General features: G+C 72.6%; 13 protein-coding genes. 9 read left to right on the top strand and 4 right to left on the bottom strand.

Translation table 11 applies throughout. The features are described 5' to 3' along the window. Window positions 1-119: 119 nt before the first annotated feature. Both IE182_RS24140 and IE182_RS24135 read left to right on the top strand, forming a co-directional pair. Entirely contained in the window at window positions 120-1,652 is a 1,533-nt protein-coding gene (locus IE182_RS24140) for an MFS transporter (protein ID WP_190112014.1), read from the top strand. Window positions 1,653-1,784: 132 nt separating this feature from the next. Continuing rightward, the gene (locus IE182_RS24135) at window positions 1,785-3,572 is read left to right on the top strand and encodes a DEAD/DEAH box helicase (RefSeq protein WP_190112013.1); all 1,788 of its coding nucleotides are present in this window, start codon (window positions 1,785-1,787) and stop codon (window positions 3,570-3,572) included. Window positions 3,573-3,657: 85 nt separating this feature from the next. Here IE182_RS24135 and IE182_RS24130 read toward each other — a convergent pair whose 3' ends face one another. Next, window positions 3,658-4,647 (bottom strand): LAETG motif-containing sortase-dependent surface protein, encoded by a 990-nt coding sequence (locus IE182_RS24130; protein ID WP_190112012.1) that lies wholly within the window; start codon window positions 4,645-4,647, stop codon window positions 3,658-3,660. A 291-nt stretch (window positions 4,648-4,938) separates the two neighbouring features. Between IE182_RS24130 and IE182_RS24125 the strand changes: the two genes are divergently transcribed. Continuing rightward, window positions 4,939-5,580, top strand: coding sequence for an IclR family transcriptional regulator (locus IE182_RS24125; RefSeq protein WP_190112011.1), 642 nt, complete (start codon window positions 4,939-4,941; stop codon window positions 5,578-5,580). A 382-nt stretch (window positions 5,581-5,962) separates the two neighbouring features. Further along, window positions 5,963-6,793, top strand: coding sequence for a S16 family serine protease (locus IE182_RS24120; protein ID WP_190112010.1), 831 nt, complete (start codon window positions 5,963-5,965; stop codon window positions 6,791-6,793). Window positions 6,794-6,829: 36 nt separating this feature from the next. On the opposite strand, the gene IE182_RS24115 is transcribed toward IE182_RS24120, so the two are convergent. Continuing rightward, window positions 6,830-7,294: an Lrp/AsnC family transcriptional regulator gene (locus tag IE182_RS24115; protein ID WP_190112009.1), complete on the bottom strand. Its 465-nt coding sequence runs from the start codon at window positions 7,292-7,294 to the stop codon at window positions 6,830-6,832. 124 nt (window positions 7,295-7,418) lie between these two features. On the opposite strand from IE182_RS24115, the gene hppD reads away from it, so the two are divergent. Together hppD and IE182_RS24105 are read left to right on the top strand one after the other, a co-directional pair. Beyond that, on the top strand, window positions 7,419-8,561 hold the full coding sequence (hppD, locus tag IE182_RS24110; RefSeq protein ID WP_190112008.1) for a 4-hydroxyphenylpyruvate dioxygenase: 1,143 nt from the start codon (window positions 7,419-7,421) through the stop codon (window positions 8,559-8,561). Between the two features lie 90 nt (window positions 8,562-8,651). Then, complete coding sequence (locus IE182_RS24105) at window positions 8,652-10,019, top strand: FAD-binding oxidoreductase (RefSeq protein WP_190112007.1); 1,368 nt, start codon at window positions 8,652-8,654, stop codon at window positions 10,017-10,019. Window positions 10,020-10,076: 57 nt separating this feature from the next. Here IE182_RS24105 and IE182_RS24100 read toward each other — a convergent pair whose 3' ends face one another. After that, the gene (locus IE182_RS24100) at window positions 10,077-10,493 is read right to left on the bottom strand and encodes an SsgA family sporulation/cell division regulator (RefSeq protein WP_190112006.1); all 417 of its coding nucleotides are present in this window, start codon (window positions 10,491-10,493) and stop codon (window positions 10,077-10,079) included. A 236-nt stretch (window positions 10,494-10,729) separates the two neighbouring features. Here IE182_RS24100 and IE182_RS24095 point away from each other — a divergent pair, with 236 nt between their 5' ends. The 3 genes from IE182_RS24095 (at window position 10,730) to IE182_RS24085 (ending at window position 14,288) form a co-directional block, all read left to right on the top strand. Then, window positions 10,730-11,452, top strand: coding sequence for a GAF domain-containing protein (locus IE182_RS24095; RefSeq protein WP_190112005.1), 723 nt, complete (start codon window positions 10,730-10,732; stop codon window positions 11,450-11,452). 594 nt (window positions 11,453-12,046) lie between these two features. After that, window positions 12,047-13,468 carry an RDD family protein gene (locus IE182_RS24090; RefSeq protein WP_190112004.1) on the top strand — a complete coding sequence of 474 codons (1,422 nt, stop codon included), beginning with the start codon at window positions 12,047-12,049 and terminating at the stop codon, window positions 13,466-13,468. Window positions 13,469-13,544: 76 nt separating this feature from the next. Then, window positions 13,545-14,288 (top strand): RDD family protein, encoded by a 744-nt coding sequence (locus IE182_RS24085; RefSeq protein ID WP_190112003.1) that lies wholly within the window; start codon window positions 13,545-13,547, stop codon window positions 14,286-14,288. Here IE182_RS24085 and IE182_RS24080 read toward each other — a convergent pair. Continuing rightward, a complete protein-coding gene (locus tag IE182_RS24080) occupies window positions 14,274-14,555 on the bottom strand; it encodes a hypothetical protein (protein WP_190112067.1) in 282 nt (93 codons plus the stop codon). The genes IE182_RS24085 and IE182_RS24080 overlap by 15 nt on opposite strands. Window positions 14,556-14,655: the final 100 nt, after the last annotated feature.

Below are 14,655 nucleotides of genomic sequence, written 5' to 3'. Positions count from 1 at the left end.
CATGGCAAGGTTGTCCAGCGTGGTCTCCGGCACAGGGCCTTTGACCTAGGGCCTACGGACGACAAGAGTCCGTTCCCGGGCCAGGCGCGCACCGCCTCCCGGCTCCCTACGCTGACTCCATGACCGCCCCCGACGCAGACGCCGCCCCGTCCGTCCCCGTCCCCGGCCTCGGCGCAGCCGCCGAACACACCGACTCCACCGACACCACCGGCGGGGTCCTCGGCCGCCGCCACCGGGCCCTGACCCTCGGCATCATCTCCGTCGTCTCCCTCATCGCCTTCGAAGCCAGCGCGGTCAACACCGCGATGCCGGTCGCCGCCCGCGCCCTCGACGGCATCGGGCTGTACGCCTTCTCCTTCTCCGCGTTCTTCACCGCGAGCCTGTTCGCGATGGCCCTGTCCGGGGAGTGGTGCGACCGCTCCGGACCGCTCGCACCGCTCTTCACCGGCATCGCCGCCTTCGGGGCCGGCCTGGTGGGCGCGGGCACGGCGCAGCAGATGTGGACGTTCGTGGGCGCCCGCGGCCTGCAGGGCACAGGCGCCGGGCTCGTGGTCGTCGCGCTGTACGTCGTCGTCGGCCGGGCCTATCCGGAGCGGCTGCGGCCCGCGGTCATGGCCTGCTTCTCCGCCGCCTGGGTCCTGCCCGTCATCGTCGGGCCGCTGGTGGCCGGGACCGTGACCGAGCGGATCGGGTGGCGGTGGGTGTTCCTGGCCATCCCCGTCCTGGTCCTGCCGCCCGTCGCCGTGATGCTGCCCGCCCTGCGCGCGCTGCCGGCCGACGACCGCCCCGGCTCGATGGACCGGCGCCGGATCCTGCTGGCGCTCGGCGTGGCCGCCGGGGCCGGGCTGCTGCAGTACGCCGGGCAGGACCTGCACCCCCTCGCGGCCCTGCCCGCCGCGGCCGGGCTCGCCCTGCTCGCCCCGTGCGCCCTGCGGCTGCTGCCGACCCGGACGTTCCGGGCCGGGCGGGGACTGCCCTCGGTCGTGCTGCTGCGCGGCATCGCCCAGGGGGCGTTCCTGGCCGCCGAGACCTTCGTACCGCTGATGCTGGTGACCGAGCGCGGGCTGTCGGCCACCCTCGCCGGGCTCTCGCTCACCGGCGGCGGCCTGACGTGGGCCCTCGGCTCGTACACCCAGAGCCGGCCCCGCATGGAGCCCCACCGCGAGCGGCTGATGAGCCTGGGCATGCTGCTGATGGCGCTCGCCGTCGCGCTGGCGCCCCTCGTCCTGATCGGAGCGGTCCCGGTGTGGGTGGTGGCCCTCGCGTGGATCATCGGCGGCTACGGGATGGGCGTGACGCTCTCCAGCGGCACGGTGCTCACGCTGCGGCTGTCGCGCCCGGGCGAGGAGGGTACGAACTCGGCGTCGCTGCAGGTGTCGGACGCCCTGGGAAGCATCGTCATGGTGGGGCTCGCGGGTGTGCTCTTCGTCTCGTGCGGGGGCGGCGCGGTCACCGCCGCGGAGGGCGCGCAGGCCGCTCCCCGGGGTGCGTTCGTCGCCGTGTTCGCGCTCGCGGCGGCCTGCGCGGTGGCCGGCGCGTACGTCGCGACGAGGGTGCGCCCGCGGGCCTGGAGCGGGTCCGACGGGCCCTCCGGGGCCCGCCCGCGGCCGCCCGCCCGGGACGGCCGGGCGGCCGGGGAAGCGGGTGTGTGAGCTCCGTCCCACACCCGGGTGAGGGCGGGTCGTCCCACCCGGGTGCCGGCGCGGACGCGGGTAGGCTTGCGCGCTGTTGCCGATCGCCGACCCTCCCCCAGCCACCGCCGGGGGTACCCACAGACGGAGACCGTGACTACCACCACAGCGAACCACCACCTCTCGCCCGCCTTCCCCGGCAGGGCCCCTTGGGGTACCGCCAACAAGCTGCGCGCCTGGCAGCAGGGCGCCATGGAGAAGTACATCCAGGCGCAGCCCCGCGACTTCCTCGCCGTGGCCACCCCGGGCGCCGGAAAGACCACCTTCGCGCTCACGCTCGCCTCCTGGCTGCTGCACCACCACGTCGTCCAGCAGGTGACCGTGGTCGCGCCCACCGAGCACCTGAAGAAGCAGTGGGCGGAGGCCGCCGCCCGCATAGGCATCAAGCTCGACCCCGAGTACAGCGCCGGTCCGCTGGGCCGCGAGTACCACGGCGTCGCCGTCACCTACGCCGGCGTGGGCGTGCGGCCCATGCTGCACCGCAACCGCTGCGAGCAGCGCAAGACGCTCGTCATCCTCGACGAGATCCACCACGCCGGTGACTCCCGCTCCTGGGGCGAGGCGTGCCTGGAGGCGTTCGAGCCGGCCACCCGCCGCCTCTGCCTGACCGGAACGCCCTTCCGCTCCGACACCAACCCCATCCCCTTCGTCACCTACGAAGAGGGCAACGACGGCATCCGCCGCTCGTCCGCCGACTACACCTACGGCTACGGCAACGCCCTGGCCGACAACGTCGTGCGGCCGGTCATCTTCCTCTCCTACAGCGGCAACATGCGCTGGCGCACCAAGGCCGGCGACGAGCTGGAGGCCCGGCTCGGCGAGCCCATGACCAAGGACGCCGTCTCGCAGGCGTGGCGCACGGCCCTGGACCCGCGCGGCGACTGGATGCCGAACGTCCTGCGCGCCGCCGACCGGCGGTTGACCGAGGTCCGCAAGTCGATCCCCGACGCCGGCGCGCTCGTGATCGCCTCCGACCAGGAGTCGGCCCGCGCCTACGCCAAGCTGATCCGGGAGATCACCGGCGAGGGCGCCACGCTCGTCCTCTCCGACGACAACGGCGCCTCGCAGCGCATCGACGACTTCTCGCAGTCCGACTCGCGATGGATGGTCGCCGTCCGCATGGTGTCCGAGGGCGTGGACGTGCCCCGCCTCGCGGTCGGCGTGTACGCGACGACGATCTCCACGCCGCTGTTCTTCGCCCAGGCCGTCGGCCGCTTCGTGCGCTCCCGTCGGCGCGGCGAGACCGCGTCCGTGTTCCTGCCCACCATCCCCATGCTGCTCGGCTTCGCCAACGAGATGGAGGTCGAGCGCGACCACGTCCTCGACAAGCCGAAGAAGGAGGGCGAGGAGGATCCTTACGCCGAGTCCGAGAAGGAGATGGACGAGGCGAACAAGCAGCAGGACGAGGACACCGGCGAGCAGGACATGCTGCCCTTCGAGGCGCTGGAGTCCGACGCGGTCTTCGACCGGGTGATGTACAACGGCACCGAGTTCGGCATGCAGGCCCACCCGGGCAGCGAGGAGGAGCAGGACTACCTCGGCATCCCCGGCCTGCTGGAGCCCGACCAGGTGCAGCTGCTGCTGCAGAAGCGCCAGGCCCGGCAGATCGCGCACAGCCGCCGGCGCCCGGACGAGCAGGCCGACCTCCTCGAAATCCCCGCCGAGCGACGCCCGGTGGTCACGCACAAGGAGCTCCTGGAGCTGCGCAAGCAGCTCAACACGCTCGTCGGTGCCTACGTGCACCAGAGCGGCAAGCCGCACGGCGTGATCCACACCGAGCTGCGCCGCGTGTGCGGCGGGCCGCCGAGCGCCGAGGCCACGGCGGGGCAGCTGACCGAGCGCATCAACAAGGTGCGCGAGTGGGCCACGCGGATGAAGTGACCCGAGCACATGACGACGGCGGGGCCCGGACGGTGAGTCCGGGCCCCGCCGCGCGTTCGGACGGGTTTTTCGGACCCCGGCGTGATCAGCCCTGCTCGCCCGCGCGGCGGCGCGTGGCGACGACGAGGCCGGCGCCCGCGATGATCGCGGCCGCGCCGCCCGCGGCGATCCACGGGGTGGCCGGGTCGGAGCCGGTGGAGGCCAGCTGGGTCGTGGCGCCGCCGGTCGTGCCGCCGGAGGTGCCGCCGGTCGTGCCGCCCGTGGTGGTGCCGGCGGCCGACTGGGTGGAGCTCGGCGTCGCCGAGGCGGACGCGGAAGCGGAGGCCGAAGCGGAGGCGCTCGCGCTGGCCTTGGGGCTGGGGGACGTCTTTCCGGTGGCGGTGGGAGCCGGGCCGGTGCTCCGGGACGGGTCGGGCTTGACGTCGGCCCGGACCGAGAACGCCTGTTCGGCCGTGGAGGTCACCTTCTGCTCGTCGACCACCCGGAAGATCGCCTTGTGTCCCGGGGTCTTCTTGCCGATGCGCAGGCGCAGGTCGAACGCCGCCTTCTCACCCTTCTTCAGCTGGTGCTCGCCGAGTGAGCCCTGGACGGTGAAGGAACGTCCCTCCTCCCGGCTCTCGGTGTAGCCCACGAACAGGTCCGCCTTCACCCAGTGGCCGTCGGGGCCCGTGCGGTAGTACAGCTCGGGGATGTAGTCCGCCGCCTTGGTGGCGTCGGGCTTGGCGGGGAGGTAGATGGCGTGCGGCCTGAAGGTCGCGTCCTTGTCCCCCTTGGTGTTGTCGAAGGTCATCTCGAACTGCGACCAGTCGCCGCCCGCCTTGACGGTCTTGGGCAGGCCCTGCACCGTCACCGGGATCTGGAACGCGGTGGTGGTGTCGTCCTTGCCGGTCGTGCCCTTGCCGCCCTTGTCGGTCGTCTCGGCCGGGTTCGTGTCCGCCGGCCCACCCGCCCCGCCCTGCCCGGACGTCTGTCCCGTCGTGGCCGGCAGCTCGTCGGCGACGGCGGGCGCGGCCAGGAAGAGGGCCGGGGCGATGACGCCGGCGGCCGCGATCGTGGCTATTCGGGAAATCTGCATGGCGATCACACTAAAGCCCGGCAATGCCGGGGGGCGCCCCGGATTGCCGTGCGCATAAAGCGGATTCAGCAATTCCCCGGGGGCGGTGCCCGGATTGTGGGCAGACTCTTCCGCTGAGCGGACCGGCGGCGCTACGGTGCCGGTCACGCACACGCCCCGTGGCAGCGCCGCCGCGGAGCGCAGCCGGATCATGCGTCAACGGCCGGCGGCCTCTCCTCGCGCGCTGCCGGACGGGACCGGCGGCGCACCCCCACCGCGGCGAGGGCCGCCACTCATCGGAGGAGGGGCGTCGTGACCGCGGAGACTTCGCAGACGCTCGACAGAGGACTGCGCGTCCTCAAACTGCTCGCCGACACCGATCACGGTCTGACCGTCACCGAGCTGTCCACCAAGCTCGGCGTCAATCGCACGGTCGTCTACCGTCTCCTGGCCACCCTGGAACAGCACGCGCTCGTACGCCGCGACATCGGCGGCCGGGCCAGGGTGGGCCTCGGGGTGCTGCGGCTCGGACGGCAGGTGCACCCGCTCGTGCGGGAAGCCGCCCTGCCCGCCCTGCGGTCGCTGGCCGAGGACATAGGGGCCACCGCCCACCTCACGCTCGTCGACGGTGCCGAGGCGCTTGCGGTCGCCGTCGTCGAGCCCACCTGGACCGACTACCACGTGGCCTACCGCACCGGGTTCCGACACCCCCTGGACCGTGGTGCGGCCGGCCGGGCCATCCTCGCCGCCCGGAGGGGCGAGACCGGCAACCCCGGATACGCCCTCACCCACGGCGAACTGGAGGCCGGGGCCAGCGGCGCCGCGGCCCCGCTGCTCGGAGTGTCCGGCATAGAGGGGAGCGTGGGAGTGGTCATGCTCGCCGACTCGGTGCCCCAGCGGGTCGGGGACCGGGTGGTGGAAGCCGCGAAGGAGGTGGCCGAAGCCCTGCGGTAGAAGCACGGACGAGTGCCGTGAACCGCCCGCGCGGCGCGGGGCCCGGGCCGCGTGCCCGGCCTCGCGCTGCACGGGTGCGTCCTGCCTGTCCGGCCTCGCGCCGCGCGGGTGCGTCCTGTGTGCCCGGCTCCGCGCTGCACGGGTGCGTCCTGCGTGTCCGGCCCCGCGCTGCACGGGTGCGTCCTGTGTGCCCGGCTCCGCGCTGCACGGGTGCGTCCTGCGTGTCCGGCCCCGCGCCGCGCGGGCGTGCCCCGCGTGCCCGCCCCCGCGTCGCACGCGTGTGACCCGGCGCCCCACCGCCCCGCGCGCTACCGCGCCCCGGCGCGCCGCCCCTTGCTGCCCGCGTGTCACAGTCGTCCCCCGCGTGAATTAGATTCGCAGCATGCCAGCTGCCGCCACCTCGTCCGCGCCGTCCTCGACGCCCGCAAAGGCGTCGCGTACCCGGGTCCTCGCCGTCTGTGCCGCACCCGTCGTCGCCCTGCTCGCGGTCGCCGCCTTCGTACCGCTGCCGTTCGTCATCGCCCAGCCGGGGTCGACGACCTCCAACGTCCTCGGCGAGCACAAGAACAAGCCGGTGATCACGATCACCGGTGCGGACACCCGCCGGACCAGCGGGCAGCTGCGCATGACCACCATCGAGGCCACCGGCCCCGACACGGAGATCAGCCTGCAGGACGTCGTCAGCAGCTGGTTCCGCACCGACCGTGCCGTCATGCCGTACGACTCCGTCTACCCGCCCGGCAAGAGCGATCAGGAGATCGAGGAGCACAACGTCGCCGACATGAAGAAGTCGCAGGACTCCGCCGCCGCGGCCGCCCTGCGTCACCTCCACCGCTCGCCCAAGGACGTCAAGGTCGAGCTCAGCCTCGCCGACGTCGGCGGACCCAGCGCCGGGCTCCTCTTCGCGCTCGGCATCGTCGACAAGCTCGACGGCGACGGCCGCGGCGGCGACCTGACCGGCGGCCGCACGATCGCCGGGACCGGCACCATCGAGCCCGACGGCAAGGTCGGCGCCGTCGGCGGCGTCTCCCTCAAGACGCAGGCGGCCCGGCGCGACGGCGCCACCGTCTTCCTCGTACCCAAGGGCGAGTGCTCGGAGGCGCAGGCCGAGCTGCCCAAGGGGCTGCAGCTGATCCCCGTCACCGACCTCGCCGGCGCAGTGGACGCCCTCAAGGCCCTGGCGGCCGGGCAGCGCGTCCCCAGCTGCTCCTGACCCGCCGGGCCCGGCGGGGGCTTTGCCGGGGCCGCCTCAGTCCTCCGACGCCTGCTTCACCAGCGGGATGATCCGCAGCGGCACCGGGTTCTCCATGACGATCGCCGTGGAGGCCCGGACGATCCCGTCGAAGCCCACCACCTTGTCGATCACCCGCTGGAGGTCCGCGTTGGAGCGGGCCACCAGCCGGCACAGCATGTCGCCGTGGCCCGTCGTGGTGTGCAGCTCCAGCACCTCCGGGACCGTCGCCAGGTGGCTGCGCACGTCCGCCCCCTGGCCCTGCTTGATCTCCAGCGTCGCGAAGGCCGTCACCGGATAGCCCAGCGCCGCCGGGTCCACGTCCGGCCCGAAACCCCTGATCACCCCCTGCGCCTGCAGCCGGTCCAGCCGCGCCTGCACCGTGCCGCGCGCCACGCCGAGGCGCCGCGACGCCTCCAGCACCCCGATCCGCGGCTCCTCCGCGAGCAGCTCCAGCAGCCTGCCGTCCAAACGATCGATCACCGTGAGCCGCCTCTCATAGTCATCCTGCACAGAACGCCCGGTAACACTGGGCTGCCGCTATGCAGAATGCCCAGCGAATACGCCAACTATTGCGCACCTTGTGGATCGGCGAGACCCTGCGGCCATGACTCAGACCACGGATCACACCCCTCACACCGCACGGCAGGCGGACCCCTTCCCGGTCAAGGGGATGGACGCGGTCGTCTTCGCCGTCGGCAACGCCAAGCAGGCCGCCCACTACTACTCCACCGCCTTCGGCATGAAGCGCGTCGCCTACTCCGGGCCGGAGAACGGCAGCCGCGAGACGGCCAGTTACGTCCTGGAGTCCGGCAGCGCCCGCTTCGTCTTCACGACCGTGATCAAGCCGGTCACCGACCGCGGCCGCTTTCTCGCCGAGCACGTGGCCGAGCACGGCGACGGGGTCGTGGACCTCGCCATCGAGGTGCCGGACGTGCGCGCCGCGTACGCCTACGCCGTCGAGCACGGCGCCACCGGCCTGGAGGAGCCCCACGAGGTGAGCGACGAGCACGGCACCGTCGTGCTGGCCGCCATCGCCACGTACGGCAGCACCCGCCACACGCTCGTCGAGCGCTCCGGCTACACCGGCCCCTACCTGCCCGGCTACGTCGCCGCCGCGCCGATCGTCGAGCCCGGCCCGCGCCGCTTCCAGGCCATCGACCACTGCGTGGGCAACGTCGAGCTCGGCAAGATGGACGCGTGGGTGTCCTTCTACAACAACGTCATGGGCTTCACCAACATGAAGGAGTTCGTGGGCGACGACATCGCCACCGAGTACTCCGCGCTCATGTCGAAGGTCGTCGCGGACGGCACCCGCAAGGTGAAGTTCCCGCTCAACGAGCCGGCCATCGCCAAGAAGAAGTCGCAGATCGACGAGTACCTGGAGTTCTACAACGGCCCCGGCGTCCAGCACATCGCGCTCGCCACGAACGACATCGTCGCCACCGTGCGGGCCATGCGCGCCGCGGGCGTCCAGTTCCTGGACACCCCCGACTCGTACTACGACACGCTCGGCGAGTGGGTCGGCGAGACCCGGGTGCCCGTCGACACCCTGCGCGAGCTGAAGATCCTCGCCGACCGCGACGAGGACGGCTACCTGCTGCAGATCTTCACCAAGCCGGTCCAGGACCGCCCGACCGTCTTCTTCGAGATGATCGAGCGGCACGGCTCCATGGGCTTCGGCAAGGGCAACTTCAAGGCGCTCTTCGAGGCGATCGAGCGCGAGCAGGAGAAGCGCGGCAACCTCTGACCCCGGCGGACCCCGGTCCGGCACGTGAGGACCGGGGTCCGGGGCGGGGCCCCGGTTACGGGAAGGGGCGGGCAGGGGAAGGAACTCCCCATGGACGAACTGATCGACTTACTGCGCGAGGGGCTCCCCGACGAGGTCCTCGTCACCGACCCCGACGTCACCGCCTCCTACGCCCACGACATGGCGAGCTTCTGCCGGGCCGGCGTTCCCGCCGTGGTCGTCCTGCCGCGCACCGTCGAGCAGGTCCAGCACGTCATGCGCACGGCCACCGCGCTGCGCGTGCCCGTCGTCCCGCAAGGGGCCCGCACCGGCCTGTCCGGCGCGGCCAACGCCACCGACGGCTGCATCGTGCTCTCGCTCGTCAGGATGGACCGGATCGTCGAGATCGACCCGGTCGAACGGATCGCCGTCGTCGAGCCGGGCGTCGTCAACGCCGCCCTCTCCCGCGCCGTCGCCGAACACGGCCTGTGCTACCCGCCCGACCCCTCCAGCTGGGAACAGTGCACCATCGGCGGCAACATCGGCACCGCCTCCGGCGGCCTGTGCTGTGTGAAGTACGGCGTGACCGCCGAGTACGTCCTCGGCCTGGACGTGGTCCTCGCCGACGGACGGCTGCTCACCACCGGCCGCCGCACGGCCAAGGGCGTGGCCGGCTACGACCTCACCCGCCTCTTCGTCGGCTCCGAGGGCAGCCTGGGCGTGGTCGTACGGGCCGTCCTCGCGCTGCGGCCCGCGCCACCCGAACAGCTCGTGCTGGCGGCCGAGTTCCCCTCCGTCGGGCAGGCGTGCGAGGCCGTTCGGCAGATCATGCAGCAGGGACACGCGCCGTCGCTGCTGGAGTTGATGGACGGCACGACCGTGCGCGCGGTCAACTCCATGGCCCGCATGGGCCTGCCGGAGTCCACGCAGGCCCTCCTCCTCGTCGCCTTCGACGCGCCCGACCCGGCACCCTCCCTCGCCGCCGTCGGCGAGCTGTGCACCGCGGCCGGCGCCACCGGGGTGGTGCCCGCCGAGGACGCCGCCGAGTCCGCCCTGCTGCTGCAGGCACGGCGGATGTCCCTGCCCGCCCTGGAGCGGCTGCGGCCCGCCACGATGATCGACGACGTCTGCGTCCCGCGCGGCAGCCTCGCCGCCATGCTGGAGGGCACCGCCGCCATCGGCCACAAGTACGGCCTGACCATCGGCGTCTGCGCGCACGCCGGCGACGGCAACACCCACCCCGTGGTCTGCTTCGACCCCGCGGACCCCGACGAGGCCCGCCGCGCCCGGGAGTCCTTCGACGAGATCATGGCCCTCGGCCTGGAGCTCGGCGGCACCATCACCGGAGAGCACGGGGTGGGCGTGCTGAAGAGGGAGTGGCTCGCCAGGGAGGCCGGGCCGGTGGCCATGGAAGTGCAGCGCGGCATCAAGGCCGTCTTCGACCCGCTCGGCCTGCTCAACCCCGGCAAGGTCCTCTAGAGCGGACGCGCCCCGGCGGGCGGGCGCCCGGCGCGGGGGCGTACCCCCGCGCCGGGACTACGCCCCGGACGCCAGCAGCTCCCGCAGGCCCTCGTCGAGGGCGAGCCACCCCCGCTCCTCGCCCGGCGCCACGACCTGCAGCGTCCGGTCCAGCCAGGCCGTCACCGCCCGGGCCGGGGCCTCCAGCAGCGCCTGCCCCTCCGGCGAGGACAGCGCGACGCACAGCACCGCCTGCTTCCGGTCCGTGCCGGGAAAGACCTGCACGTCGCCCACGCCGCTCGCCCGGAAGATGCCGGCCATCAGCAGCTCACGGGCGAACGTCCACGTCACCGGCTTCTCCGAGGCGATGTGGAAGGTGAAGTGGACGGCGTAGGGATCGACTGTCCGGTAGGACAGCCGGGCCGCGACCGGAATGCTGCGCTCCGGCGACAGGACCATGTCGACCTTCAGGTCTCGTTCCACCACGGTGTGCATGAGTGCGCCCTCTCTCCTCGGGGACCGGCACCGGAAGAGAGGCCGCGAACGGCGTTTCATGACGCGACTTCGCATGATTTCCTGCGGCCCGACGCGCACGGGACCGTGCCGAGGGCGCGCGCCCGGCGAGTGCTCCCCCCGCTGCGCCGAAGCTTCTCCTCGTCCGGGCTGACGGAAGGGAAAACGCCGGGATAATGGATCGCTCTCGCAGCGGCCGATGTCTCGAAGAAGGTGTAATGGCGGACAACAACAAACAATCGAAATGGAGCGATTTCTTCTTCTATGCGCTCCCTGTTGTCTCCCCCGGCCTGACCGTTCTCTGTACCACGCAAATCGGCGGCACCGAGGGCGCCGGAAAGATTCTGCTCATTGTCTGTGCGGCGATCAGCGCGATGCTGGCACCGTTGCTCTCGCTGGTGGCCCAGCGGCGTTATCGCCAGGTCGAGGGCATCAAATTCGAAGCGGCGATGTCCGCGGTCATCGACCACATGGGGACGCTGACGTCCGGGCCGGATGATTCCCTGGCCATCCTGCGGCAGATCCATGACCGGCTCATCACCACGCTCGCGAAGGATGTCAGCTCCAGGGCGCGGGCGGCCTTCTACTCCTTGGACGAGGAGGGCCGCCTGAAGAGGGAGGTGGTGTACGGCGGTGCCAACCCTCCGGAGCGGTTCGACGAGAAGGACGAACAGGCCCTGCTCAACGCGATAATGCAGGGCGAGCCGGTCTATATTGATGACAACCGGGACACCAAGGGTAATTTGAAAATCAACCTGGGTGACGACTATCAGTCGGCCCTCGTCGCCCCGGCGTACGCCGGGAGCGTCGCCCAGGGGGTTTTGATTATTGACGCGCCGAAGGCGAAGGAGCTCTCCAAGGTGCGCAAGTCCTATGTGCTGGTATTCGCACACATGATCGGAACTGCCACGGCTCTGGGGCGCAGGGCTGCGGCGGAATGAATGATTCGCCTGGGGGATTACGGTAATTGGCCAGGTGAGACTACCTCAATGGTGGGGTAGAAGGTGTGAAGGTGCGGCGAAACGGGCGTCGCGGATCGCGGGGTCCTATGGTCGACACAGGTCTAGCAGGGCAGGGGGTCCTCATGATCACGCGGGATGGCGAGATGGTCGAGTCGGGGAGGCGCTGGATGGCCGGCGAGCTCACCAGCGACGAGTATTTCTCCAGGGTGAGGAAATCGACGGCCATAGCGCCCGGGTGGGAATTGCTGCGGAGCGTTCTCTGCGGCGTCCTGACGTTTCTGCGCTCCCGGCGGAGCACCTAGCGCGGGTGCGGCCGGCCCGGAGGGGGTTCCGGGCCGGCCGGGATGTTCGTACAACCTTGCGGGCGGCTCTCGTTCGAGTGTCCTGTTTCCGGCCGTGAAACCTCTCCGCTGTCGCCCGAAGGCAGTCTTTCTGGCGGTCACCTTCTTCCGGCGGCGCCGCTCTTCGTTAGTGTCGTGCAGGGGCGGACGGAGGTGTCCGCCCGGACGCTGTGGTGGCCGGAGACGGCGGATAGGTCAAGTGTGGTGTGCATGATCGGAGTTGGGGGCATTGGTGACCTCTCCTGACGGCGCCGGGGACACTCCCCGCGCGGGCTATTACCCCGACCCGTCCATCCCCGGCTACATCCGCTACTGGAGCGGCACGGCCTGGGTGCCCGGCACCAGCCGGCCCGCCCCCGCCAAGGGCGAGCCGATGCCCTCGCCCCCCGCCTCGGTGGCCGCCGCGCCGCTGCCCGCGCTCGCCGCCCCCGTGCCGCCGACGCCGCGTCAGGAGCGGCGGCCCGCGGTCCAGCTGCCGGACGAGACCGGTCCGGTGTTCCTCGACGAGGAGCCGGAGCTGCCCGAGGCCCGCACCGAGCCGCGGTCCGGGGCCTGGCAGGCGGACACCGCGCAGCAGGACGGCTTCGGCCGGGAGAAGGACCGCGTCTCCTGGGGCGGCAGCCAGAGCGAGGACCGCAGCGGGAGCCGGAGCGAGGACCGGAGCGGCGGCGGCGCGGGCACCGGCCCGGCGCTGCCCAGGGCCCGTGACCCGCGCCTGCCCGAGCCGGCCGCCGCGGAGCCCTCCGTCCAGGAGGCCCGCCCGGCAGCGGCCGCGACCCCGGCGCCGGAGGCCCCCGCCCCGGGCCAGGGCACGCTCACCCTCCGGCCCAAGCCGCACGGCTCGGCCCCCGGAGGGCCGCCCGCTCCGCTGCCGGCCGGGCCGCGCACCGCCCCGGCCGCCCGGCCCGCGCCGCAGGTGTGGCCCGAGCCGCAGGCCGCCGAGGCGCCACAGCCCGAGGCGGCCTCCCTCCCGGCCCGGCGCCCGGCGTCCGCGCCCGTGCCCGCCGACCGGCCGCAGCTTCGGGCGCAGTCCCAGCCGCAGCCGGTGGGCTGGGCCCAGCAGGTGCAGCAGCTCGCCCAGCAGCCTCAGCCCGGTGCCGGTGAGGCGGTCGCGCCCTGGAAGCCGCCCAAGGACGACCCGTTCCTGCTGGCGGCGCAGGCCCAGGGCCGTCCCGCGGGGCTGGGCCGGCGCCTGGCCGCCCGGCTGCTGGACACCGTCGTGCTCGGCGGTGCGGTGGGCGCCGTCGCCGCGCCGCTGTGGGGCAAGTCGGTCGAGCACATCGACGCGAAGGTGGAGGAGGCCCGGCAGTCCGGCGAGACCGTGACGGTCTGGCTGCTCGACGGCACGACGGGCACCTACCTGGCGATCGTGCTCGCCGTGCTGCTCGTCGGCGGCCTGCTCTACGAAGCCCTGCCGACCGCCAAGTGGGGACGGACCCTGGGCAAGAAGGTGTTCGGCCTGCGCGTCCTGGACATCGAGTCGCACGACACGGCCTCCTTCGGTGCCGCGCTGCGCAGGTGGCTGGTCTACGGCCTGCTGGGGGCGGCGGCCGTCGGCGTGCTGAACGTGCTGTGGTGCCTGTTCGACCGGCCGTGGCGCCAGTGCTGGCACGACAAGGCGGCCCGTACGTTCGTCGCCGCGGCCAAGGGCTGACCCCCTCCCCGGACGGCACGACTCGAACGGCACACAGCCGGATGCGGAAGCCGGAAGGCTGGGTTCCACTGGGTCCATGAGCCACGACCAGCCGCGGGGCGGCGACGCCGACGACCCCTTCCAGAAGCGGCCCTCCGAGCCGGAGTCCCCGCAGCCCCCGCCCTACCCGGGCGCCGGGGCCGGCGGCCCGGCCGGGGGTGGTCCGCAGGGCGGAGGTCAGGGCGGCGGCCCGTACGGCGGGACGGGTGCCGGGGGCCCGCAGGGCGGCGGTCCGTACGGTGGGACGGGCGCCGGGGGCCCGTACGCCGGTGGCCCGTACGGGGGCGACCCGCAGAATCCCTACGGCGGCCAGTACGGCGCGACCGATCCGCTCGCGGGCATGCCGCCGCTGGCGAACCGCTTCCGCCGGCTGATCGCGCGCATCGTCGACGGGCTCATCGTGAGCATCCCGGTGAGCGCACTCTTCTGGGGGATCGCCTGGCGGTCCGACCCCTGGGACGACCAGAGCAAGTCGACCGGCCTGTCGATCATCGTCTCCCTCGTCTACTTCGTCTACGAGGGCCTGATGCTGACGACCCGTGGGCAGACGCTGGGCAAGATGCTGATGAAGATCCGGGTCGCGATGCTGGACAACGGCGCGATCCCGGAGGGCAGGCCGGGCTGGACGCGCGCCGCCGTCTACTCCCTGCCCCAGATCGTGCCGTGCTGCGGCTTCGTCTTCTGGCTCGTCAACGTGCTGTGGTGCACCTGGGACCAGCCCTACCACCAGTGCATCCACGACAAGGCGGCCAAGACCGTGGTGGTCTCAACCGTGGAGTGAGTGCTCCCCCGCGACCGCGCCCGCGGCGGCCCGGCCCGCGTGCGCGGGCGTGCGCGCCTGGGACGGCGGGGTGGCGGCGGCCGCGCGTCCGCGCGGCGTCCGCAGGCCCACGGCGGCGGCGACGGCCAGGCCGAGCGCGAGGGCGGTCAGGGCGATGACGGCGACGCCGAGGCCCGACCCGGCCTGCGACAGCAGGAGCATGGCGAGGGTCGAGAAGACGACGGTGGCCGATCCGTAGGCGATCTGTGCAGGAGTCGGACGCGGCATGGCGGTATCCGTCCTCAAGGCAAAGGGCGTCGGTATGGGGGGAGTGCGGAGTCGGCTGGTACGTACCGTTGGTACATACCGCTATCGACTCTACGGTGCT

This window comes from Streptomyces cinnamoneus, from assembly GCF_014650495.1.
GTDB classification, from domain to species: Bacteria; Actinomycetota; Actinomycetes; order Streptomycetales; family Streptomycetaceae; genus Streptomyces; species Streptomyces cinnamoneus.
The sequence above is the reverse complement of the archived record's forward strand: the minus strand, read 5'-3'. Positions and strand labels throughout refer to the sequence as shown.

Coding starts and splice junctions, on each gene's coding strand:
- IE182_RS24130 (WP_190112012.1), bottom strand. CDS start 4,647: ATGCAGATTTCCCGAATAGCCACGATCGCGGCCGCCGGCGTCATCGCC.
- IE182_RS24080 (WP_190112067.1), bottom strand. CDS start 14,555: ATGCCGCGTCCGACTCCTGCACAGATCGCCTACGGATCGGCCACCGTC.
- IE182_RS24100 (WP_190112006.1), bottom strand. CDS start 10,493: ATGCACACCGTGGTGGAACGAGACCTGAAGGTCGACATGGTCCTGTCG.
- IE182_RS24105 (WP_190112007.1), top strand. CDS start 8,652: ATGGACGAACTGATCGACTTACTGCGCGAGGGGCTCCCCGACGAGGTC.
- IE182_RS24095 (WP_190112005.1), top strand. CDS start 10,730: ATGGCGGACAACAACAAACAATCGAAATGGAGCGATTTCTTCTTCTAT.
- hppD (WP_190112008.1), top strand. CDS start 7,419: ATGACTCAGACCACGGATCACACCCCTCACACCGCACGGCAGGCGGAC.
- IE182_RS24120 (WP_190112010.1), top strand. CDS start 5,963: ATGCCAGCTGCCGCCACCTCGTCCGCGCCGTCCTCGACGCCCGCAAAG.
- IE182_RS24085 (WP_190112003.1), top strand. CDS start 13,545: ATGAGCCACGACCAGCCGCGGGGCGGCGACGCCGACGACCCCTTCCAG.
- IE182_RS24140 (WP_190112014.1), top strand. CDS start 120: ATGACCGCCCCCGACGCAGACGCCGCCCCGTCCGTCCCCGTCCCCGGC.